Origin of the sequence: Micromonospora sp. NPDC005305, from assembly GCF_040607315.1 — a bacterium.
Taxonomy (GTDB): Bacteria; Actinomycetota; Actinomycetes; order Mycobacteriales; family Micromonosporaceae; genus Micromonospora.
Map to the genome: position 1 here is coordinate 1 of NZ_JBEXGL010000042.1, position 22549 is coordinate 22549.

A 22549-nucleotide genomic window follows, 5' to 3' on the forward strand; every position below is an offset into this window, starting at 1 on the left:
CCGGTAACATTCCGAACCCGGAAGCTAAGCCCTCCAGCGCCGATGGTACTGCACTCGGGAGGGTGTGGGAGAGTAGGACACCGCCGGACAATCTTTCAGTCGAGGGCCGCCCCAGCAGGGTCGGCCCTCGACTGCGTTAGCGTCCTTGGGGGACGCAATGAGGAAGGATGTACCTGTGAGTTCAGGACCGCAGGGCGAGGATCGCCCCCGTCGTTACGAGGACCGTGCCGAGCGTGGGCAGGGGCGCGGCGACGCCCGCCGCGACGACCGTCCGCCGTACCGGGGCGACCGCGACGGCGGCTCCCGCGGGGGCGGTTTCCGTGGCGGCGACCGTGAGGGCGGCTCCCGCGGTGGCGACCGCCGTGACGGCAGCGCCGGCGGCGAGCGCCGCGAGGGCGGCTTCCGGGGCGGCGAGCGCCGCGGCGGTTTCGCCGGCGGCGACCGTCGCGAGGGTGGTGTCGGCGGCGGCGAGCGTCGCGAGGGCTTCCGCGGCGGTGAGCGCCGTGAGGGCGGCTTCCGTGGCGGCGAACGCGGTGGGGAGCGCCGTGAGGGCGGCTTCCGTGGCGGCGAACGCGGCGGGGACCGTCGTGAGGGCGGCTTCCGCGGCGGCGACCGTCGCGAGGGCGGCTCCGGCGGTGAGCGTCGTGAGGGCGGCTTCCGCGGCGGCGACCGTCGCGAGGGCGGCGCCGGCGGTGAGCGCCGCGACGGTGGCTTCCGTGGCGGGGACCGTCGTGAGGGTGGCTTCCGCGGTGGTGACCGCGAGGGCGGGTTCCGCCGCGACGGCGGCTCCGGCGGGGAGCGTCGTGAGGGCGGTTTCCGTGGCGGTGAGCGCCGTGAGGGTGGCTTCCGTGGCGGGGAGCGTCGTGAGGGCGGCTCCGGCGGTGAGCGTCGTGAGGGTGGTTTCCGTGGCGGGGACCGTCGTGAGGGCGGCTTCCGTGGCGGCGACCGCGAGGGTGGCTTCCGTGGCGGCGACCGCCGTGAGGGCGGTTTCCGTGGCGGTGAGCGTCGCGAGGGTGGCTTCGGTGGCGAGCGTCGCGAGGGCTTCCGCGGCGGCGACCGTGAAGGCGGCTTCCGGGGCGGCGAGCGTCGTGAGGGCGGTTTCCGTGGCGGTGAGCGTCGCGAGGGCGGCTTCCGCGGTGGCGACCGCGAGGGTGGCTTCCGTGGCGGCGACCGCCGTGAGGGTGGCTTCCGCGGTGGTGACCGCGAGGGTGGCTTCCGGGGCGGCGACCGCCGTGACGGCAGCGCCGGCGGTGAGCGTCGCGAGGGCGGCTTCCGCGGTGGTGACCGTGAGGGTGGCTTCCGTGGCGGCGAGCGTCGTGAAGGTGGCTTCCGCGGTGGTGACCGTGAGGGTGGCTTCCGTGGCGGCGACCGTCGTGAAGGTGGCGTCCGCGGTGGTGACCGTGAGGGTGGCTTCCGTGGCGGCGACCGTCGTGAAGGTGGCGTCCGCGGTGGTGACCGCGAGGGTGGCTTCCGTGGCGGTGAGCGCCGTGAGGGTGGCTTCCGCGGCGGCGAGCGCCGTGAGGGTGGCTTCCGCGGCGGCGAGCGCCGTGAGGGCGGCGAGCGCCGTGAGGGCTACGCCGGCGGTGAGCGCCGTGAGGGCTTCCGCCGTGACGACCGCGCAGGCGGGTCCCGTGGCGGCGAGCGCCGCGAGGGTGGCTTCGGTGGCGACCGCCGTGAGGGCTTCCGCCGCGACGAGCGGCCCGGCGGCTTCCGCCGTGACGACCGCGAGGGTGGCTTCCGGGGTGGGCGCGAGCGCACCGAGCGGGATGGCGACCGCCGGGACTACGGCCGGGACGACCGCCGGCAGGACGGCGCGTACCGGGAGCGGCAGGACGAGCGCGGCGAGGGGCGCACGGGTGAGGCGCCGGCGCTGCCGGACGAGGTGGTCGCCAGCGACCTCGACTCGGCCGTCCGCGCGGAGCTGCTCTCCCTCGCCAAGCCGGTGGCGGAGACCGTCGCCCGGCACCTGGTCGCGACCGGGCTGCTGATCGACGACGATCCGGCGGAGGCGCTGGCGCACGCCATGGCCGCGCGCCGGCTTGCCTCGCGCATCGCTGCGGTGCGGGAGGCGGTCGGGCTGGCCGCGTACCACGCGGGGGAGTGGCAGACGGCCGTCGCCGAGCTGCGCACCTACCACCGGATGACCGGACTGCAGAGCCACCTGGCCGTGCTGGCCGACTGCGAGCGGGCGCTGGGTCGCCCCGAGCGGGCCATCGACCTGTTCCGCGGGGCGGACCGGGAGAAGCTCGACCAGGCCGTCGCCATCGAGCTGCTGATCGTGGCCAGCGGGGCCCGGGGCGACCTCGGGCAGAAGGACGCGGCCGTGGCCATGCTCCAGGTCCCCGAGCTGACCGCCGACTCGACCGAGTCGTGGGCGGCGCGGCTGCGCTACGCGTACGCCGACGCGCTGCTCGCGGTGGGCCGGCGCGAGGAGGCGCGGGAGTGGTTCTCCCGGGCCGCCGACGCGGACGCCGAGGGCGAGACCGACGCCGCCGAGCGGCTGCTCGAGCTGGACGGCGTCGTCATCGAGGGCGACGACGAGGAGGACGAGGAGTTGGCCGCCGGTCCGGGCACCCCGGGCGCCGTGCCGGCCCGTCCCGACGCCGACCTCACCGGCAACTCCGACGACGACCGCGACGACGAGGACGACGACCGCGACGACGACCGCGACGAGGACGACGACGAGGACGACGACGAGGACGACCTCGACGACGACGAGGACGACGACCTCGGCGACGAAGACGACGACGAGGACGACGACTACGACGAGGACGACGACCTCGACGGCGACGCGGACCAGGACGACGACAGCGACGACGACGAGGACGACGACCTCGACGGTGACGGCCGGCTGCGCGCCGACGCCGACACGGCGGACGCCGTCGCCGCGGACGCTGCCGACGCGGTGCCGGCCGGCGAGGGCGCCGGGTACCGGGACCGGGACGCGGCGGACCTGGGCGACGACGAGCTGACCGACGCGGAGGCACGCTCGCTCGCCGCCGACACCCACGCGGCCGCCGTGGACGCGGCCGGCCCGGACACCCCGGGCGCGGACGCGCCGGAGTCGGAGCGCCGGTGACCGGGAGCCCCGGGGACGCGGATTCCGGTCCGGATCGCGGGGAACGCGACCGGGCCGGAACGGGCGCTCGGCTGGTCGACGGGTACGCCCTGGTCGTCTTCGACCTGGACGGGGTGATCTACCTGATCGACCGGCCGATCCCCGGCGCGGTCGAGGCGGTCGGTCGGCTGCGCGCGGAGGGCCGGGCGGTCGCGTACGCGACGAACAACGCCTCGCGCCGCTCCAGCGAGGTGGCCGACCTGCTCACCGGGATGGGTGTGCCGGCCGGGCCGGAGGAGGTGCTGACCTCCGCGGCCGCCACCGCCGAGCTGCTGCGCGACCGGCTGCCCGCCGGTGCGCCGGTGCTGGTGGTCGGGGCGGAGGCGCTGCGCGCGGAGCTGCGCGCCGTGGGCCTGCGCCCGGTCTCGACGGTGGACGAGGAGCCGGCCGCCGTGGCCCAGGGGTACGGACCGCAGGTCGGCTGGTCCGACCTGGCCGAGGCGTCGCTGGCGGTGCGGGCGGGCGCGCCCTGGTACGCCACCAACACCGACCGGACCCTGCCCAGCCCGCGTGGCCCGCTGCCGGGCAACGGCTCGCTCGTGGCGGTGCTGCGCACGGCGCTGGAGCGGGATCCCGACGTGGTGGTGGGCAAGCCGGAGCCGGCGCTGTTCGCCACGGCCGCCCGCCGGGCCGGCTCGGGGCGGACGCTGGTGGTCGGCGACCGGCTGGACACCGACATCGAGGGCGCTCGTCGGGCCGGGCTGGACAGCCTGCTGGTGCTCACCGGAGTCAGCGACGTGGCCGAGCTGCTGGCCGCGCCCGAGTCGCGCCGGCCCGCGTACGTCTCCTTCGACCTGGCGGGGCTCTTCGACCCGGCGGCCGTGGTGCGGGTGCCGGGCGTGGCGGACGCCGGTGGCTGGTCCGCGACGGCCGCGGACGGGGGGCTCACCCTCGACGGCGCGGGACGCCCGCTGGACGCGCTCGCGGCGCTCTGCGCGGCGGCCTGGTCGACGGCGGCCGGTCCGCGGGTGCGGCCGGCGTCCGCGGCGGCGGAGGAGGCCCTGGCCGCGTTCGGCCTGGGGGACTGACCGGCCCGGTCAGAGCAGCTTGCGCAGCTTCATCAGGTCGAACGGGTTCGCCTTGATCGACACCCGCCGGGCGCCCACGGCCTTCATGACGTCGAGCTGACCGTGCACCAGGGCGACCAGGTCGTCGCTGGTGGTGCTCAGCGCGATCTTCGCCTTCGGGTCGTCGCCGTCGGTGAGGTCGACGAGCCGGCCGCCCTCGATGCGCCCGTGGAAGGCGGTGTCCAGGTCGGTGACCCGGCAGGCGAGCGTGCGGTCCAGGTCGATCCGCCCCTGCACCTCGGCGTGCCGGTCCAGCCGGGCGGCCAGGTCGTGCAACGCCTGCCGGCACTCGTCCACGCTGGCCACATCGTCTCCTCACCACTCGCCACGCCGTTCCCGGCACCGTACCGCAATGGGGCGTGCGGGGCGCCCGGTAGCGTGACACCTGCACACCCCGCCCCGCGGAAGGACTCAGGCATGCAGGACGCGTGGCGCGCCTACCTCGAGCTGGCCATGGGCCTGACGGAGGCGCCACGGAAGAAGGCCCAGGACGCCGTCAAGCGTGTGGTCGGCCAGGGCGGCGCGACGGCCGCCCAGCTCCAGTCGCTCGCCGAGGAGCTGGTCTCCACCGGGACGGCGAACCGGGAGGCGCTGACCAAGCTGGTCCGCTTCGAGGTGGACCGCGCGTTGGGCGCGGTCGGGCTGGCCACTGCCGACGAGGTCGCCGAGCTGACCCGCCGGGTACACGACCTGGAGCGGCAGCTCCGCGAGGCCAGGACGAGCGGCGCGCCGGAGGCCGGGGCGAAGCCCACCGGCGCGTCCGAGAGCGACGCCCTGCGCGCGTCGGCCTCTCCGCCGCCGGCCGCCGAGACGGCGGGCGCCGGCGAGGTGGCGCCGTCCGGGGAGCCGACCGCCGAGCGGCCGGCCGAGGTCACGCCGGGTGCGAAGCGACCGGCCCCGACCGCGCCGGCACCCGCGCCGTCGACCCCGACCGCGCCGGCACCCGCGCCGTCGACCCCGGCCACGCCGGCTCCCGAGGCGCCCGTCTCGACGCCTCCCGTGCCCGCCAAGACGAAGGCGGTCGCGAAGAAGCCCGTGGCGAAGAAGGCCATCGCGAAGAAGCCCGCCGCCACGGTCGCCCGGACCCCGGCCGAGGAGTCGCCGGCCGCGCCGGCTCGGCGGGCGAAGAAGGCCGGCCGCAAGCCGACCGGCGGTGCCGAGTCGTGACCGCGCCGTTCCGTCCGGGCCCGCGCCCCGGGCCGCCGCCGGCCGGTCCCCGGCCCGGCCCGCCCCCGGGCGTACGGCCGGCGCCGGTCGAGGAGGTCGGCGAGGCGCGGCACCCGGCGGTGGACGCCGCCGTGCACGCCATGATCAACGCCGCGGCGCTCTCCCCGGCGGACCAGATCGCCCAGTACGAGGCGGCGTACGAGACGCTGCGCGAGACCCTCGCCAGCATCGACCAGGCCTGACCGAGAGGCGGAGAACCACCACCGATGGCACGTCGCACCCGGCTGGATGCCGAACTCGTCCGCCGCGGGCTGGCCCGCTCCCGTGAGCAGGCCGCCGCGCTGGTGGAGGCCGGTCGCGTCCAGCTGCGCGGGGTGCCGGCCCGCAAGGCCGCCGCGATGGTCGACCCCGCCGACCCGCTGCTGGTCACCGGCGAGGACCCGGCCGACGAGTACGTCTCCCGGGGCGGTCACAAGCTGGCCGGCGCGCTCGCCGCGTTCACCCCGGGTGGGCTGACCGTGGACGGCCGGCGCTGCCTGGACGCGGGCGCCTCCACCGGCGGCTTCACCGACGTGCTGCTGCGCGCCGGCGCCGCCGAGGTGGTGGCCGTCGACGTCGGCTACGGGCAGCTCGCGTGGCCGCTGCGGACCGACGAGCGGGTGCACGTCTTCGAGCGCACCAACGTGCGTACCCTCACGCCGGAGGCCGTCGGCGGCCCGGTCGACCTGACGGTGGCCGACCTGTCGTTCATCTCGCTGCGGCTGGTGCTGCCCGCGCTGGCCGGTTGCACGCGCCCCGACGGCGACCTGGCGCTGATGGTCAAGCCGCAGTTCGAGGTGGGGAAGGAGCGGGTCGGCGCGGGCGGGGTGGTCCGGGACCCGGAGTTGCGTGCCGAGGCCGTGCTCGACGTGGCCGCCGCGGCCGCGCAGCTCGGGCTGGGCCTGGCCGGCGTGGCCGCCAGCCCGCTGCCCGGGCCGAGCGGCAACGTCGAGTTCTTCGTATGGTTACGCCGGGACGCGCCCGCCGCGGACCCCGACCGGGTCCGCGCCGTGGTGGCCGCCGGCCCGCAGGGAGTTCCGGCCGCCGGGCCGGAGGCCACGACTGAGGAGGTGTCCGGGTGAGCCGGACCGCTCTGCTGGTGACGCACACGGGTCGTCGGCGCAGCACCGAGCACGCGCGCGCGGTGGCCGCCGACCTCATCGCCGCCGGCTTCGAGGTGCGGGTGGTCGCCGAGGAGGCCGACGACCTGGACCTGCCCGGCGTGGTGCCGGTGACCGGCCCGGAGGCCGCCGAGGGCGCGGAGATCGTCTTCGCGCTCGGCGGGGACGGCACGTTCCTGCGCGCCGCCGAGCTGGCCCGCCCGGCCAAGGCGCCCCTGCTCGGCATCAACCTCGGCAAGGTCGGCTTCCTGGCCGAGGCGGAGATCGACGACCTGGACCGCGCGGTGCGCGACGTGGTCGGGCGCAACTACACCGTGGACGAACGGCTCACCCTCGACGTCACCGCCGAGTTCGAGGGCGGCCCGACCATCGAGTCGTGGGCCCTCAACGAGATCAGCGTGGAGAAGGGCGAGCGGGCCCAGATGCTGGAGCTGCTCGTCGACGTGGACGGCCGACCGCTGTCCCGCTACGGCTGCGACGGCGTGGTCTGCGCGACCCCCACCGGCTCCACGGCGTACGCGTTCTCCGGCGGCGGTCCGGTGGTCTGGCCCGAGGTGGAGGCGTTGCTGCTGGTGCCGATCAGCGCGCACGCGCTGTTCAGCCGCCCCCTCGTCACCGCGCCGACGTCCACCTTCGCGATCACCGTGGACCCGTTCACCACCCTCGCGGTGCTCTGCTGCGACGGCCGGCGGGTCTACGACCTGCCCCCGGGCGCCCGGGTCACCGTGCGCCGGGGCGCGCTGCCGGTCCGCATCGTCCGGCTCCGGGCGCGGCCGTTCACCGACCGGCTGGTGGCCAAGTTCGACCTTCCCGTGCAGGGCTGGCGCGGCAGCCGGCGCTGACCGGCGACTCAGCGAAGACCGCGTCGCGCCGGTTCGGCGTACCCGGCCGCGGCCCCGGGCGGGTTACGGTAGGAGCCTCCCCCGACGACCGCACGCCGCGCCGGGTTCCGGCGCACCGCGCCGGCACCCGGGCCGGGGCGGACGCTTCCGCCCCCGCGGCGGCGCCCGTCGGGGCCGGTGACGCCGTCGCACGGGACGGCGATCGGGGCGTCCGGGCTGCGTCGAGGTGGAGTCCGGGCGGGGCGGCGAGGCCGTGTCCGCCCGGACCGCGCGGTCCGACGGTCGTGGCCCTGGCCAGGGGGTGGTCGGGTCCACGACGGTCGGGGTGCCGGAGGAGTCGCGGCCGGCCGCGGCGGGCGGACGGCGAGCCGCGCCCGGCCGGGTTTCGACCCCGGTCGGGTCGGCCGGATCGGCGAGCCGCCGTCGGAGGAAACGGCGGCTCACGAACCGGGTGGCGACGCACTCGTTCCGGCACCCCGGCCATCGCCGCTGCCGCGATCCCGCCGCCGCGGGCAGCGGCGTGGTGACCATCCGCCCGCCTCGTCGCGGCAACCTCGTGTCCACCTGGCGACATGTCGCCGGTGCGGCGCGGCGTACCTAGTGACCGACAGATGATCTCCGTCGCAGACTCCGGTGGGCCGGCCTCAATCCCCCCCGAGGCCGGCCCCCGAGCAGAGGAGCGCATCGCATGCACCGGTCCCCACGCTGGCTCGCCGCCGGCGCGGTCGGGGCGCTGGTGGTCGGACTCGCCGCACCGGCGTCCGCCGACCCGGCCGCACGGCCCACCGGCCCGAGCCCGGCCACGCCCGCCCCGGGCGCCGCACCCGCCCGCATCACCCTGATCACCGGCGACCAGGTCGAACTCGTCCGGGCCGCGCCCGGCCGGGTCGCCGCCACGGTCCACCCCGGACCCGGCCGGGACCGGGTCACCTTCCAGACCGTGCAGGTCGACGGCGGGCTGCGCGTGCTGCCCAGCGACGTCGTCCCGTACCTCTCCGCCGGGGTGCTCGACCCGGACCTGTTCGACGTGGAGGAGCTGGCCGCCGAGGGCTACGGCGACGCCGCCCAGGGCGCGCTGCCGCTGATCGTCCGCTACCAGCAGCCGGCTGCCGGCCGCGTTCGGGCGCTGGCCGGCGCCACCGCGACGCGTGCGCTGCCGAGCATCAACGGCGCCGCGCTGCGGGTCGACAAGGCCGACCTCGATGGGCTGTGGACGACATTGGGCGGCACGCCGGCGGCCCGGAGCGGTAGCGCCGCGCCCCGCCTCGGTGGTGGCATCGCCCGGATCTGGCTCGACGGGCGGGTGCACCCGGCGCTCGAGCACAGCGTGCCGCAGATCGGCGCCCCGGCCGCGTGGGCGGCTGGCCGGGACGGCACCGGCGTCCGGGTGGCGGTGCTCGACACCGGCGTCGACGCCACCCACCCCGACCTGGCCGGTCGGATCGTCGAGGCGCAGGACTTCACGGGCAGCGGCAGCGCCCGCGACGGGCACGGCCACGGCACCCACGTGGCCTCCACCATCGCCGGCAGCGGCGCGGCCTCCGACGGGCTGCGCAAGGGCGTCGCGCCCGGCGCGCGGCTCCTGATCGGCAAGGTGCTCGACGACGGCGGCAGCGGCTACGACTCGGGGATCATCGCGGGCATGGAGTGGGCCGCCCACTCCGGCGCGAAGGTGATCAGCATGAGCCTCGGCGGCCCGGCCACCGACGGCACGGACCCGATGAGCCAGGCGGTCAACGACCTCACCGCCGAGACCGGCACGCTCTTCGTGATCGCCGCCGGCAACGAGGGAGCGGCGGGCACCGTCGGGTCGCCCGGCGCGGCCGCGGCCGCGCTCACCGTCGGCGCGGTGGACCGTGACGACAACCTGGCCGACTTCTCCAGCCGTGGCCCGCGGGTGGGCGACAACGGCCTCAAGCCGGAGATCACCGCGCCGGGTGTCGGCATCGTCGCCGCCCGCGCCTCCGGCACCACCATGGGTACGCCGGTAGACGAGGCGTACACCCGGGCGTCCGGGACGTCGATGGCGACCCCGCACGTGGCCGGCGCGGCCGCGATCCTCGCCCAGGAACACCCGGACTGGACCGCCGGGAAGCTCAAGGACGCGCTGGTCAGCACCACGAAGCCGAACCCCGCGTTGACCGTCTACGAGCAGGGCGGCGGCCGGGTCGACGTGGCCCGCGCGCTGAGCCAGCGGGTGTACGGCTCGGCCACCGCCGACTTCGGCCGAGTGAACACCGGCGGCGCGGCGGCGGAGCGGACCGTGACGTACTCCAACGGCACAGCGGCCCCGCAGACCCTGCGGCTGGCCCTGGAGCTGCGCAACCTGGACAGCGGCGCCGCCGAGCCGGACGGGATCTCGCTCGACGGCACGGAGGTGACCGTCCCGGCCGGCGGCAGCGTGAACGTCCCGCTGCACGCCGACCCGGCGAAGCTGGACCGGGGAGTGCACAGCGGGTGGCTGGTGGCCACCGGCGCGGACGGTGTCGCGGTACGCACGGCCGTCGGGCTCACCCTCAGCGGCCCGATCCACACCGTCACCCTGCGCGCCCTGGACATGGCCGGGCAGCCCGGCCTCTCGCCGGTGGTCACCCTCTTCGGTGAGCACTCCGACTCGGACCAGCTGCTCTGGCTTCCCCCCACGGGGTGGCAGGTGCAGGTCGAGGAGGGTCCGTACCTGCTGGAGGGCCTGATCGAGCACGGCGCCCCGCTGGACGAGCAGATCACCCTGGTCACCGACCCCGAGCTCATGGTCGACCGGGACCTGACGGTGGTCCTCGACCCGCGCAAGGGCACGCCGGTGCGGATCGAGACGCCGAAGCCGACCGAGCAGCGGGCGGCGATCAGCTTCTACGAGCACCGGATCTTCGGCAACGGCCGGCAGGTCGACCACGGCGTCATGAACTTCAGCACGACCCAGCAGGTCAACGTCACCCCGACGCGGCCGGTGAGCCGGGGCGAGTTCGAGTTCGCCTCCCGCTGGCAGCTGGTGGCGCCCATGGTGGACGCCAAGGTCGGTAAGGTCGCCGGTCCGTTGGACATCAACCTGCTGAGCCAGTCGCCGGCTCCGGCGGGCCGGCGGAAGCTCCGGCTGGTCTGGGCGGGCGACGGCACCGCCGGTGAGCTGGCCCGGGCCGGGGCCCGAGGCGCGGCCGCGCTGGTGGCCGGCAGCTACGACCGCGCCGAGGAGGACCAGATCGCCGACGCCACGGCGGCCGGCGCCGCCATGGTGCTCATCGTCCGCCCGGCGGACCGGAGCGCGTGGACGGTCTGGCGCCCGGACGGGGATCGGTTGCCGATCCCGTCGCTGGTGGTCGCGAACGACGACGGACAGCGGATGATCGCGGCGGCGAAGAGCGGCCGCGCGACCCTCGACGTGACGCTGACCGTGGACAGCCCCTACCTGTACGACGTGTGGCAGGTGTCGAAGGGGCGGGTCCCGGAGCGGATCGTGCACCGGGTGACGGCGAACAACACCGCCGAGGTGACCGCCCGCTACGCCGACACCGGCGGGTCCGACTGGGCCACCGAGCAGCGGTTCGGCTGGCGCCCCTGGCAGGAGTACTCCTGGAACGACGACCAGCGGATGGTGCATACCGGCACCAGCCGGCAGGAGTTCGTCAGCGCCGGGGACTCCTGGTGGCAGCAGCGGGTGCTGCACCAGCTCACCTGGTCCTGGGGGACGCTGCTCGGCGGGCTCGCCGGGCAGCCCCGACGCTACGCCGCCGACGACCGGGTCACCGAGACCTGGCACGCCCCGGTGGTCCGGCCGGCCGTGCCGGCGACCGGCGGAGCGCCGGTGCCCACGCGCACCGGTGACGTCCTGGACCTGCGGGTGGCCGAGTTCGTCGACGCGGACGGCCACTACAGCCCGGCCGGGTACGGCGAGGAGCAGGACACCGTCGAACGCCGGCTGAGCCGGGACGGCCAGCAGATCGCCGACCTCTCCGGCGGCTGGGCGCCCGTGCCCACCACCCCGGGCGCCGCCCGCTACCGGCTGGACGTCACCACCGGGCGGTCCTCGGCGGAGTGGCGGTGGGCCACGCGGACCGAGACGGCCTGGGAGTTCACCTCGGCCCGCCCGGCCGGGGACGCCGCCCGGCCGCTGCCGCTGCTCCAGGTCGACTACCGGGTGCCGGCCGACCTGCGCGGCGAGGTGGCCGGCCGGCCGCACCGGCTGGAGCTGACGCTGCGCCAGCCGGCGGGGCTGCCGGCGCCGACGGGCGGCCAGGTCCGGGTCGACGTGTCGTTCGACGGCGGGCGGAGCTGGCGGGCGGTGCCGGTGCACGGCTCGGGCACCCGGTTCACCGCCGCGGTGCCGGCCGGGCACGGCACGGTGTCGCTGCGCACCCGCGCCCGGGACCGCGCCGGGAACACCGTCGACCAGACCGTACTGGACGCGTACGGGCTGCGCTGAGCGGGGCGGGCGGGGCGGCCCGGTGCCGCCCCGCCCGGCTCAGATCCAGCCCCGCCGGGCGGCCGGGTCAGATCCAGCCCCGCCCGGCGGCCTGCTCAGATCCAGCCCCGGCGGGCGACCTGGAAGGCCCGCCCCGGCCGGGTGTCCACGCCGGCGAGCGCCATGAGGTCGGCGAGCCGGCGCTGCACCGTACGGCGGCTCACACCGAGCTGCGAGGCGATCGACTTGTCCGGCACACCGGCCACGAACAGTGACAGCAGCCGCGCCTCGTCGGGGTCCGGCCGGTGGCCGTCGCCGTCGGGGGCGACCGGTGGGGCGGCCGGGCCCAGCGGCGTCGCCATCAGCCAGTGGCTCTCGAACAGGGCGAGCAGCGCGTCCAGCAGTTGGCTGCGGCCGATCACGGCGGCGGTCGGTTCGCCACTGCCCCGCTCGGGCACCAGCGGGCAGACCGCCGTCCGGCCGTCCACGATGGCCAGCCGGACCGGCAGCCGGTCGAGGACGCGGGCCTGCTCACCGGCGCGTACGCCCTGCTCGACGTCTCCGAGGGCGTCCGGTTCGAGGAGCATCCCGCGTTCGTAGATGGCCCGGTAGCGCACCCCGCGGGCCAGCGCGTCGAACTCCTCGACGTTCTCCTGGCCCGGCATGGCCAGCGGGTTCGCCCGGCAGAACCAGAGCACCTCGGACCGGGCACCGTTCTGCAGGTCGCGCAGGCGTTCGCGCAGCGCCCGGGCGCCGGTGACCACCTCGACCAGGTGCCCGGCGTCGTGCCGGCGCATCCCGGCCCGGTACTCCTCGGTGAGCTGGGTGACCGCCGCGCGGGCCGACTCGAGGGCCTCCTGGCGGCGCAGCAGCGCCTCGCCGAGCGGAACGTCGGGTGCCAGCGGCCGCAGCGGCGCGTCGGGCTCCGGCCCGGCCGGCAGCACCAGTCCCTTGCCGCGCAGGGCTTCGAGCTGGGCCAGGATGTCCGTGCTCGGGAGGCCGAGCCGCTCGGCCAGCTCGCCGACCCGCGCGGTCGTGAGCTGCACGAGGCAGCGGTAGAGCCGCTCCTCGTCCGGGGTCAGGCCGATCACGTCCAGCACGGGGCAGAACTGTACGACCCCGTCACCGGCACCGCGCCGGCTGGTCAAGTGTCGGAGGACGCGTCTACTGTCGGGTGCTGTGCTGGAAGAGCTGCGCATCACCGGACTGGGCGTCATCGAGGACACCACGCTGCCGCTGACCGGCGGAATGAACGTCATCACCGGCGAGACCGGTGCGGGCAAGACCATGGTGGTGACCGGCCTCGGCCTGCTCTTCGGCGGCCGGGCCGACGCCGGCCGGGTCCGGGCCCAACCGGGCCGCGCCGTGGTGGAGGGCCGGCTGCGCCTGGACGGCCGGGTGGCCGGGACGGTGCACGCCCGGATCACCGACGGGGGCGGCGAACCCGACGAGGACGGCTCGCTGCTGCTGAGCCGCACGGTCACCGTCGAGGGCCGGTCGCGCGCGCACCTGGGCGGCCGCGGCATGCCGGTGTCGATGCTGGGCGAGGTCGGCGAGCAGGTGGTGGCCGTGCACGGCCAGTCCGATCAGCTGCGCCTGCTGCGCCCGGCCGAGCAGCGGGCCGCGCTCGACCGGTTCGCCGGCCCGGAGCACGAGAAGCTGCTCGACGCGCTGCGCGAGGCGCACACCCGGTGGCGGGCGGTGGTCGACGACCTGGCCGACCGGCGGCGCAACGCGCGCGAGCGCAACCAGGAGGCCGACCTGCTCCGGCTCGGCCTCGACGAGATCACCCGGGTCGACCCGCAGCCGGGCGAGGACGACGAGCTGAAGGCGGAGGCGCAGCGCCTGGAGCACGCCGAGGGGCTGCGCACCGCGGCCCAGGTGGCCCAGCAGTGCGTGGCCGGCGGCGTCGAGGCGGCCGACGACACCCCCGACGCGACCGCGCTGCTCGGCACCGCCCGGCGCACCCTGGAGGCGCAGGCCGGCACCGACCCCGCCCTGGGCGAGCTGGCCGCCCGGCTGGAGGAGGCGGCCACCCTGGTCACCGACGTCTCCGCCGAACTGTCCACCTACCTGGCCGCGCTCGACGCCGACCCGGCCCGCCTGCAGACCGTCTACGAACGCCGGGCGGCGCTGCGCGGCCTCACCCGGAAGTACGCGGACGACGTCGACGGCGTGATCGCCTGGGCCGAGCGGGCCCGCACCCGGCTGTCCGACCTGGACACCTCCGACGATCTGCTGGACGAGCTGGACCGGGAGGCCGCCCGGCTGGCCGGTGAGGTGGCCGACCTGGCCGGGCGGGTCTCCACCTCCCGGCAGGAGGCCGCGGTCCGCTTCGCCGAGCAGGTCACCGTCGAGCTGGCCGGGCTGGCCATGCCGCACGCCCGCATCGAGGTGGCCGTGCTGCCCCGGCCGGCCGGGCGAGCCGAGCCGAGCCTGCCGGTCAACGGGGTCGAGGCCGGCGTCGGGCCGGACGGCGCCGACGAGGTGGAGCTGCGGCTGCTGGCCCACCCGGGCGCGCCGGCGCTGCCGTTGCAGCGGGGCGCCTCCGGTGGCGAACTGTCCCGGGTGATGCTCGCCATCGAGGTGGTCTTCGCCGGCTCGGGCGGCCCGCCCACGCTGGTCTTCGACGAGGTCGACGCCGGTGTCGGCGGGCAGGCCGCGGTGGAGATCGGCCGCCGGCTGGCCCGGCTGGCCCGCAGCCACCAGGTGCTCGTGGTCACCCACCTGCCGCAGGTCGCGGCGTTCGCCGACCGGCACCTGGTGGTGGCGAAGGACACCGGGGGAGCGGTCACCACCAGCGGCGTCCGGGTGGTGGAGGACACTGAGCGCGCCCGCGAGCTGGCGCGGATGCTCGCCGGTTTGCCCGACTCGGATCTGGGTATCGCGCATGCGGAGGAGCTCCTGGCCGTGGCGGCCAAGGAAAGGCGCCCGTGATCCCGAGATTGTGAGCGCAAGCACACCGGCGTGCGCTCCGGTGTGCTTCCCTGGGTAGGCGGCCCTGCTCAGGCATGTCGCGACAGCAAAACCTGCCTCACATGCCAGGATGGTCACGATGCGTCTACCCACGTTGCGCCGGACCCGGAACGCGGAACCGGGCTCAGTCCTCGGTACCGCGCGCCTCGACCGCCGGACGAAACGGCTGGTCGGCCGGCTCCGCCCGGGCGACATCGCGGTCATCGACCACGTCGACCTGGACCGGGTGGCGGCCGACTCGCTGGTGGCCGTCGGTGTCGCCGCCGTGCTCAACGCCAAGCCGTCGGTGTCCGGGCGCTACCCGAACCTCGGCCCCGAGGTGCTGATCTCGGCCGGCATCCCGCTCCTGGACGACCTCGGTGAGAGCGTCTTCGAGCAGATCCGCGAGGGCGACGTGGTGCGCATCGAGGGCAACACGGTCTTCGTCGGCGAGGAGCCGGTCGCGCACGGCGCCCTGCAGGACGCCGAGACGGTCGCCAAGTCGATGGCCGACGCCCGCGAGGGGCTGTCGGTGCAGTTGGAGGCGTTCGCCGCCAACACCATGGACTACCTCAAGCAGGAGCGCGACCTGCTGCTCGACGGCGTCGGCGTGCCGGAGATCCAGACCCAGGTCCAGGGCCGGCACTGCCTCATCGTGGTGCGCGGCTACGACTACAAGGCCGACCTGGACGTGCTGCGCCCGTACATCCGGGAGTTCAAGCCGGTGCTGATCGGCGTGGACGGCGGCGCCGACGCGCTGGTCGAGGCGGGCTACACCCCGGACATGATCATCGGTGACATGGACTCGGTCACCGACGACGTGCTGCGGTGCGGCGCCGAGGTGATCGTGCACGCCTACCCGGACGGCCGGGCGCCGGGCCTGGCCCGGGTCGAGGGCCTCGGTGTGCCGGCGATCACCTTCCCGGCCGCGGCCACCAGCGAGGACCTGGCCATGCTGCTGGCCGACGAGAAGGGCGCGTCGCTGCTGGTGGCCGTCGGCACCCACGCCACCCTGGTGGAGTTCCTCGACAAGGGCCGGGGCGGCATGGCCTCGACCTTCCTGACCCGTCTGAAGGTGGGCGGCAAGCTGGTCGACGCCAAGGGCGTCAGCCGGCTCTACCGGCAGAGCATCTCCGGTTCCTCACTGCTGCTGCTCATCCTCTCGGCGGTGGCTGCGATGGCCTCCGCGGTGGCGGTCTCCACAGTCGGGAAGGCGTATTTGGGTGTGGTGTCGGAGTGGTGGGACAATTTCGTGTTCCAGCTCGGCCAGATCTTCTAGCTTCCCGACGATCAAGAGGCTGCAAGCGTGATCAATTTCCGCTACCACGTGGTGTCCCTGACCGCGGTCTTCCTGGCGCTGGCCATCGGCCTGGTGGTCGGCACGGCCGCTTTGAACGGTCCGGTGGCCGACTCGCTCAAGGAGCGGGTCAACGGGCTCAGCAAGGACAACTCGCTGATGCGCCAGTCGGTCAACAGCCTCCAGAAGGAACTGGACATGGAGGAGGACTTCGCCGCCGAGATGGCGCAGGTCATCCTCCCCGGCAAGTTGAACGGCCGGCGGGTGCTGGTGCTCAGCCTGCCCAGCGGCCGGGACCACACCGAGGGCGTGGTGAAGATGCTCCAGCTCGCCGGGGCCAACGTCACCGCCCGCATCGACGTCCAGGACAAGTTCATCAACCCGGACAGCAACAACAACCTGCTGGAGCTGGCCGTCACGGCGGCCCGCCCGAACAGCGTGCCCACCTCCGGCCTGCCGGGCAACGGGCACGGCGTGGAGACCTCCAGCGCGCTGCTCGCCAGCGTCCTGCTGGACCGCCCGCAGGGCAGCCCGGCGGTCACCGACGCGGACCGGCGGGCGGTGGTGCAGCAGTACACCAACTCCGGTTACCTCACCCCGCAGGACCGGATCGGCGGCACCGCCGAGGCGGTCGTGCTGGTGAGCGGCCAGCCCTACGTCGACAAGTACTCGGCGGAGAAGGACGAGTCGGTGGTGAAGATCGCCGAGCAGTTCGACCGGACCGGCGCGATCGTGGTCGGGGGCATGGGCTCGGCGGGCGGGAACGTGGTCTCCGTGGTCCGGGGCGACCCGGTGCTGTCCCAGACCATCTCGACGGTCGACAACGCCAACACCGTGCAGGGGCAGCTGGTGACCAGCCTCGCCCTGGTGCAGCAGCTGACCGAGAAGAAGGCCGGCCAGTACGGCGTCGGCGACAACGCGGCCGCGCTGCTGCCTAGACTGCCCCAGTGACCGGTCCGTGCCGCGTCGCGCTGAACATCCGGATCGGAGGGGTCGCGTGAGAGTGGGTCGGCTGCTGGCCGTCGGCGCCGGGGCGCTGGCCGCCCGCTACGTGCTGCGGGAGGTGTGCACCTCGCCGGGTGCGCCGGCGCTGGAACGCACGAACTTCCGGGGCCGCACGGTCACCCTGGCCGCCGGCCCCGCCCTCGCGGTCGGCGCGGCCACCGCGGGCGCGCTCGGTGCCGGCAGCGCTCCGGCGGGTGCGGCCGCCCTGCTCGCCGGGGTGGGCGCGGGCTCCGTCGGGCTCTACGACGACGTCGTGGGCGCGCGCCCCGACCAGAAGGCCGCCAAGGGCTTCGCGGGGCACCTGGCCGCGCTGCGCGAGGGACGGGTCACCGCCGGGCTGGTCAAGATCGCCGGCGTGGGCGCGGCCGGGCTCGGCGCGGCGGTGCTGCTCGCCGCCGACCCGCGGGTCGCCGGGCACCCCCGCCGGCAGGCGGCCGGCGGCCTCCGCCGCGGGCTCGACGTGCTGCTCGGCGCCGGCGTGGTGGCCGGCACCGCCAACCTGGTCAACCTGCTCGACCTGCGCCCCGGCCGGGCGCTCAAGGCCGGCATGCTGCTCGGCGCGCCCCTCGCGGGCGGCCCGTTCGGGGGCATCGCGACGGGCGCGGTCGGTGCGGCCGCCGCGCTGGTCCGGGAGGACCTCGACGAGCGGGTCATGCTCGGCGACAGCGGCGCCAACGCGCTCGGCGCGGTGCTCGGGGTGAGCCTGGCGGCGCGGACCGGGCCACTGGGCCGGGCCGGCGTGCTGGCCGTCCTCGCCGCTCTCACCGCCGCCAGCGAGAAGGTGAGCTTCACCCAGGTGATCCAGCGGACCCCGGGGCTGCGGCACCTCGACGAGCTGGGCCGGCTCGCCGACTGACGTGACGAAACCGGCACCCCTCGCCGCCGCCGGCCGCGTGGCCGGAGCGGCCGCCCTCATCGCCGTCCTCACCGTGGTCAGCCGGCTGGCGGGCTTCGGCCGCACCGCCGTCTTCACGTGGACGCTCGCCCCCACCGACCTCGGTGGCGCCTACCTGGTGGCGAACTACGTCCCGAACTTCATCTTCGAGATCGTCGCCGGCGGGGCGCTGGCCAGCCTGGTCGTACCGCTGCTGGCCGGCGCGGTCGACGCGGGGGACCGGCGGGCGGTCGCGGCCACCACCGGCGCCCTGCTCACCTGGACGCTCAGCCTGCTGGTGCCGCTCGCGGTGCTGGTGGCGCTGCTCGCCGACCCGCTGCTGGGGCTGCTCGGCCACGGCCTGGACGGCGCCCAGCAGGAGGTCGGGGCGCGGATGCTGCGGGTCTTCGCCCCCCAGTTGCCGCTCTACGGCGTCGGCATCGTGCTCACCGGCGTGCTCCAGGCGCACCGCCGGTTCGCCTGGCCGGTGATCGCCCCGCTGCTGTCCAGCGTGACCGTCATCGTGGTCTACCTCGGCTTCACCGCCGCGGAGGGACGCCTGGCCGGGGTCGGCGAGGTCGGCGCCGGCGGTGAGCTGCTGCTCTCCGGCGGCACCACGCTCGGCGTGGTGGTGCTCTCGCTGTCCCTGCTGGTCCCGCTGCGCCGGCTCGGGCTGCGGCCGCGGCCCGGCTTCCGGTTCCCCGCCGACGCCCGGGCCCGGGTCGGTCGGCTGGCCGTCGCCGGGGTGGTCACCGTCGCGGCCCAGCAGATCGCGCTGGTCGTCGCGCTCAACCAGGTCACCTACGGCCGGACCGCCGACGTCGGCGTCTACAACCTCGCCCAGACGATCTACTTCCTGCCGTGGGCGGTGCTGGCCGTCCCGCTGGCGGTGGCCGCGTACCCGACGCTGGTGGCGGCCCGGGCGGCCGGCGACGAGCGCGCCTACCGGGACACCCTCGCCCCGGCGGTCCGCGGGGTGATGCTGTTCAGCCTGCTCGGGGCCGCCGCGCTCGTCGGCACGGCGATCCCGGTCGGGCACTTCTTCTTCGACCCCGCCGACGCCGCCACGGCCGCGGCGGGCATCGCCGGCTTCGCCCCCGGCCTCCTCGGCTACGGCCTGTTCGCGGTGCTCACCCGGGCCCTCTACGCGCGAGGGGAGACCCGGTCGGCCACGGTGGCCACCGCGCTCGGCTGGCTCAGCGTGCCCGCGCTCGCCGTGCTGCTCGGGCACCTGCTGCCCCTCGCCGACCGGGTGCTCGCCGTGACCCTGGCCACCTCCGCCGGCATGCTGCTCCTCGGCGGACTGCTCATCGCCGCCGTGGTCCGCACCGCCGGCCGGTCCGCCCTGGCCGGCGTCGGGCGCGCCGGGGCCGCCGGCCTGCTGGCCGCCGCGGTCGCGGGCCTCGGTGGGGCGGCCACCGCCCGGGGACTCGCCGGGCTCGCCGGCGGGACCCCGACGACAGGGGAGGCCCTGGTTCAGGGCATGCTGTCCGGGGTCGTGGTCGGCGCCCTGTTCCTCACCGTCGCCTGGCTGACCGACGAACGGGATGTCCGGCCGCTGCTCGCCGGCGTGGCCCGCCGGCTGCGGCGGCGACGGCCACCGGGCGGGTCCGGCGACACGCCGAGGGAGCAGCGCCCCACCGGACGGGCGGACGGGAAGGAGAGCATGTCCTCATGACGGACGCCTCGTCCGCGCCGCGGTGGCCCGGCTCGGTGGCACTGGTGCTGGCCTCCAGCACCGGTGGCGTCGGGCAGCACGTCCGATCGATCGCCCGGGGCCTGACCGAGGCCGGCGCGTCCGTGCTGGTCTGCGGTCCGGCGGCCACCCAGGACCAGTTCGACTTCACCGGGGTGGGCGCCCGCTTCACGCCGGTGGAGATCCCGGCCAGCCCCACCCCGGCCGACGCGCGGGCCGTCGCGGCGCTGCGCCGGGCCCTCGCCGACCCGCCGGTCGACGTGGTGCACGCCCACGGGCTGCGCGCCGGCCTCGTGGCCGTGCTGGCCCGGCCGCCCGCCCCGCTCCTGGTCACCTGGCACAACGCCGTGCTCGCCGGCGGGCTGCGCGGCACCCTGTCCCGGCTCGCCGAGCGGATCGTCGCCCGCAACGTCCGGGTCGCCCTGGGCGCCTCCGCCGACCTCGTCGAACGGGCCGCCGCGCTCGGCGCCGCCGACGCCCGCCTCGCCCCGGTCGCCGCGCCGGCGCTGCCCGCGCCGTCCCGCCGCCGGGCAGCCGTCCGCGCCGAGTTCGGGGTCGCCGCCGACCGGCCGCTGATCGTCTCGGTGGGCCGGCTGCACCCGCAGAAGCGGTACGACATCCTGGTCGACGCGGCCGCCCGGTGGCGTACCCGGCAACCGGCGCCGCTCGTGGTGATCGCCGGCAGCGGGCCCGCGTACCTCCCGCTCGCCGCGCGGATCTCGGCCGCCCGGGCGCCGGTGACCCTGCTCGGGCACCGCACCGACGTGGCCGACCTGCTCGGCGCCGCCGACCTCGCCGTGGTGACCAGCGACTGGGAGGCCCGCCAGCTGTTCGCCCAGGAGGCGCTGGGTGCCGGCGTACCGCTGGTGGCGACCGCCGTCGGCGGCCTGCCGGAGCTGGTCGGCGACGCCGCGGTGCTGGTGCCGGCCGGCGACGTGGACGCCGTCGACGCGGCGGTGCGCGACCTGCTCGACGACGAGGCCCGCCGGGCCGACCTGGCCCGCCGGGGCGCCGCCCGGGCCGCGACCTGGCCGACCGAGGCGGACACCACGGGCGCCCTCGCCGACCTGTACGCCGAACTGACGCCCGAGCACTCGACAGGGACCCGGTGATGCTGCGCAGACTGACCCCGGTGCTGCTGACCCTGGTCGTGGTGGCACTCGGCATCACCGCGCTGGCCGCCCGCCCCGACGACGGCGCGCCGGAGCGCAGCGCCGACTTCGTGGTGCTGGCCGGAGCGGCCGGCCTGCGCTGGGATGACGTCGACCCGCAGACCACCCCCACCCTGTGGCGGATGGCCGAGCAGGGCTCGATCGGCTCCCTCTCCGTCCGCTCCGCGCACCGGCCCACCTGCCCGGTCGACGGCTGGCTGACCCTGGGCGCCGGCAACTTCGCCGCCTGGAAGGGCAGCCGGCCCGGCGGGGGCTGCCCGGCCACCGGGGTGACCGTCGAGCAGCCCGACGGGATCGGCGCGAACCTGCCCGACCAGGAGAGCGTGGTCGCCTACAACCAGGACCGGCTCTCCTGGGGGACCACCCCGGGCGCGCTGTCCGAATCGGTGCGCTGCTCGGTGGCGGTCGGTCCGGGCGCCGCGGTGGCCGCCGCGCGCCCCTTCGGCCGGGTCGACCGGTACGCCCCGGTGCTCCCCGCCGACCCGGCGAAGCTGCTCGGCTCCTGTGTGCTGAGCATCGTCGACCTCGGCACCATCGACGGCGAGGACCCGACCAGCCGGGCCGCCCAGGCCCGCCAGGTGGACGCCCAGCTCGCCCGGGTGCTGGCCGCCCGGCCGCCCCGCTCGCTGGTCCTGGTGGCCGGCGTCTCGGACACCGACACCCCGTCCCGGCTGCACGTCGCGGTGGCCGACGGTCCGGGCTGGGGCCGGGGCTGGCTGACCTCGCCGAGCACCGCCCGCGAGGGTTACCTGCAACTGGTCGACCTGGCCCCCACGGCGCTGGCCGCCCTGGGCCGCCCGATGCCCGAGCGGCTCTTCCTCGGCCGCCCGGCCGCCTCCACCGGCGACCGCCCCGACGACCTGCGCGCCGCGATCGACGCGCCGGCCGACGCGGACCGCGAGGCCGCCGCCCAGCGCCGGGTCGCCGGCTGGTTCTTCACCCTGCTCGCCGCCGCCCAGGTGGCCCTCGCCGTGGCGGTGCTGCCGCTGCTGCGCCGGGCCCGCCGGCACGCCGGCCCGCACGGGCCCGCGCCGGTGTCCCGGCGGGTGGTGGCGGCGGTGGAACTGCTGCTGATCGCCGCCGCGCTCGCCGTGCCGGCCGCCCTGCTCGCCGACGCGGTGCCCTGGTGGCGCGGGTCGCACGCCGGCTGGTGGTTCGCCTCCGTCACCGCCCTGCTGACCGTCGGCGGCACCGCCGCGGTCCGGTTCACCCCCGGCCACGAGCGCACCCTCGGTCCGCTCGGCGCGGTGGCGGCCCTGGCCACCCTGGTGGTCGGGGTGGACGTGCTCACCGGCTCCCGCCTGCAGCTCAACGGCGTGATCGGCTACTCGGCCCTGGAGGGCGGCCGGTACGCCGGCCTGGGCACCGTGGGGCTGGGCGTGTTCATCGCCGGCTCGCTGCTCTGCGGCGGCTGGCTGGCCCAGCGGGTCCGCCGGGCCTGGCGGCCGATGGTGATGGTCGCGGTGGGCGGGGCGGCCGTCGTCGTCGTGGGCAGCCCCTACCTGGGTGCCGACTCGATCGGCGCGATCGCGCTCACCGCCGGGGTGAGCGTGGCCGCCGCCATCTGCACCGGCGGCTGGCTGACCGTGAGCCGGCTGGCCTGGGCCACCATGGCCGGGCTGGCGGTCACCATCGGCTTCGCCGTGGTCGACGTGGGCCGGCCGGAGGCGGAGCGGGGGAGCCTCGGGCGGTTCCTCGCCGCGCTCGGCGACGGCACCGGCGGGCTGACCGTGCACCGGTCCAGCACCGCCAACTTCCAGACCCTGGTGAACAGCCCGCTCACCGTCCTGGCCCTGGCCG

At 76.4% G+C, this 22549-nt stretch carries 16 protein-coding genes, 1 rRNA gene and 1 pseudogene; 15 read left to right on the forward strand and 3 right to left on the reverse strand.

Annotated features, from left to right (window positions below; translation table 11 throughout):
- A 5S ribosomal RNA gene (rrf, locus tag ABZS80_RS32805) occupies nt 1-89 on the forward strand; the annotation flags it as partial.
- Nucleotides 90-181: 92 nt separating this feature from the next.
- Here rrf and ABZS80_RS32810 read toward each other — a convergent pair.
- Complete coding sequence (locus ABZS80_RS32810; RefSeq protein ID WP_355062021.1) at nt 182-1966, reverse strand: hypothetical protein; 1785 nt, start codon at nt 1964-1966, stop codon at nt 182-184.
- A gap of 57 nt (nt 1967-2023) precedes the next feature.
- Between ABZS80_RS32810 and ABZS80_RS32815 the strand changes: the two are divergent.
- Nucleotides 2024-2611, forward strand: a pseudogene (locus ABZS80_RS32815) (hypothetical protein); the annotation flags it as partial.
- Nucleotides 2612-3150: 539 nt separating this feature from the next.
- Nucleotides 3151-4146 carry an HAD-IIA family hydrolase gene (locus ABZS80_RS32820; protein ID WP_355062050.1) on the forward strand — a complete coding sequence of 332 codons (996 nt, stop codon included), beginning with the start codon at nt 3151-3153 and terminating at the stop codon, nt 4144-4146.
- A gap of 9 nt (nt 4147-4155) precedes the next feature.
- Here the strand turns inward: ABZS80_RS32820 and ABZS80_RS32825 are convergent, their stop codons facing one another.
- Entirely contained in the window at nt 4156-4491 is a 336-nt protein-coding gene (locus tag ABZS80_RS32825) for an SCP2 sterol-binding domain-containing protein (RefSeq protein ID WP_355062023.1), read from the reverse strand.
- Between the two features lie 111 nt (nt 4492-4602).
- Between ABZS80_RS32825 and ABZS80_RS32830 the strand changes: the two genes are divergently transcribed.
- From ABZS80_RS32830 to ABZS80_RS32850, 5 genes are all read left to right on the forward strand, one after another.
- Nucleotides 4603-5352 (forward strand): hypothetical protein, encoded by a 750-nt coding sequence (locus tag ABZS80_RS32830; protein WP_355062025.1) that lies wholly within the window; start codon nt 4603-4605, stop codon nt 5350-5352.
- A complete protein-coding gene (locus ABZS80_RS32835) occupies nt 5349-5594 on the forward strand; it encodes a hypothetical protein (RefSeq protein ID WP_355062026.1) in 246 nt (81 codons plus the stop codon). The genes ABZS80_RS32830 and ABZS80_RS32835 overlap by 4 nt, the downstream gene beginning before the upstream one ends.
- Nucleotides 5595-5618: 24 nt before the next feature.
- Nucleotides 5619-6473 carry a TlyA family RNA methyltransferase gene (locus tag ABZS80_RS32840; RefSeq protein ID WP_355062028.1) on the forward strand — a complete coding sequence of 285 codons (855 nt, stop codon included), beginning with the start codon at nt 5619-5621 and terminating at the stop codon, nt 6471-6473.
- Nucleotides 6470-7354 carry an NAD kinase gene (locus ABZS80_RS32845; protein ID WP_355062030.1) on the forward strand — a complete coding sequence of 295 codons (885 nt, stop codon included), beginning with the start codon at nt 6470-6472 and terminating at the stop codon, nt 7352-7354. The genes ABZS80_RS32840 and ABZS80_RS32845 overlap by 4 nt, the downstream gene beginning before the upstream one ends.
- Nucleotides 7355-8042: 688 nt before the next feature.
- Nucleotides 8043-11771, forward strand: coding sequence for a S8 family serine peptidase (locus tag ABZS80_RS32850; protein ID WP_355062032.1), 3729 nt, complete (start codon nt 8043-8045; stop codon nt 11769-11771).
- Nucleotides 11772-11866: 95 nt separating this feature from the next.
- On the opposite strand, the gene ABZS80_RS32855 is transcribed toward ABZS80_RS32850, so the two are convergent.
- Nucleotides 11867-12850, reverse strand: coding sequence for a helix-turn-helix domain-containing protein (locus ABZS80_RS32855; protein ID WP_355062034.1), 984 nt, complete (start codon nt 12848-12850; stop codon nt 11867-11869).
- Between the two features lie 79 nt (nt 12851-12929).
- On the opposite strand from ABZS80_RS32855, the gene recN reads away from it, so the two are divergent.
- From recN to ABZS80_RS32890, 7 genes are all read left to right on the forward strand, one after another.
- Nucleotides 12930-14687 (forward strand): DNA repair protein RecN, encoded by a 1758-nt coding sequence (recN, locus tag ABZS80_RS32860; RefSeq protein WP_355062036.1) that lies wholly within the window; start codon nt 12930-12932, stop codon nt 14685-14687.
- A 118-nt stretch (nt 14688-14805) separates the two neighbouring features.
- Entirely contained in the window at nt 14806-15984 is a 1179-nt protein-coding gene (steA, locus tag ABZS80_RS32865; protein WP_355062038.1) for a putative cytokinetic ring protein SteA, read from the forward strand.
- A 27-nt stretch (nt 15985-16011) separates the two neighbouring features.
- Nucleotides 16012-16953, forward strand: coding sequence for a copper transporter (locus tag ABZS80_RS32870; RefSeq protein ID WP_355062040.1), 942 nt, complete (start codon nt 16012-16014; stop codon nt 16951-16953).
- Nucleotides 16954-16999: 46 nt separating this feature from the next.
- On the forward strand, nt 17000-17863 hold the full coding sequence (locus ABZS80_RS32875) for a hypothetical protein (protein WP_355062042.1): 864 nt from the start codon (nt 17000-17002) through the stop codon (nt 17861-17863).
- Between the two features lies 1 nt (nt 17864).
- Nucleotides 17865-19559 carry a lipid II flippase MurJ gene (locus ABZS80_RS32880; protein WP_355062044.1) on the forward strand — a complete coding sequence of 565 codons (1695 nt, stop codon included), beginning with the start codon at nt 17865-17867 and terminating at the stop codon, nt 19557-19559.
- Nucleotides 19556-20689, forward strand: a complete 1134-nt coding sequence (locus ABZS80_RS32885; RefSeq protein WP_355062046.1) for a glycosyltransferase family 4 protein — start codon at nt 19556-19558, stop codon at nt 20687-20689. Before ABZS80_RS32880 ends, ABZS80_RS32885 begins: the two co-directional genes overlap by 4 nt.
- A partial coding sequence (locus ABZS80_RS32890) for a hypothetical protein (RefSeq protein ID WP_355062048.1) occupies nt 20689-22549 on the forward strand: 1861 nt, incomplete at its 3' end. The genes ABZS80_RS32885 and ABZS80_RS32890, both read left to right, overlap by 1 nt.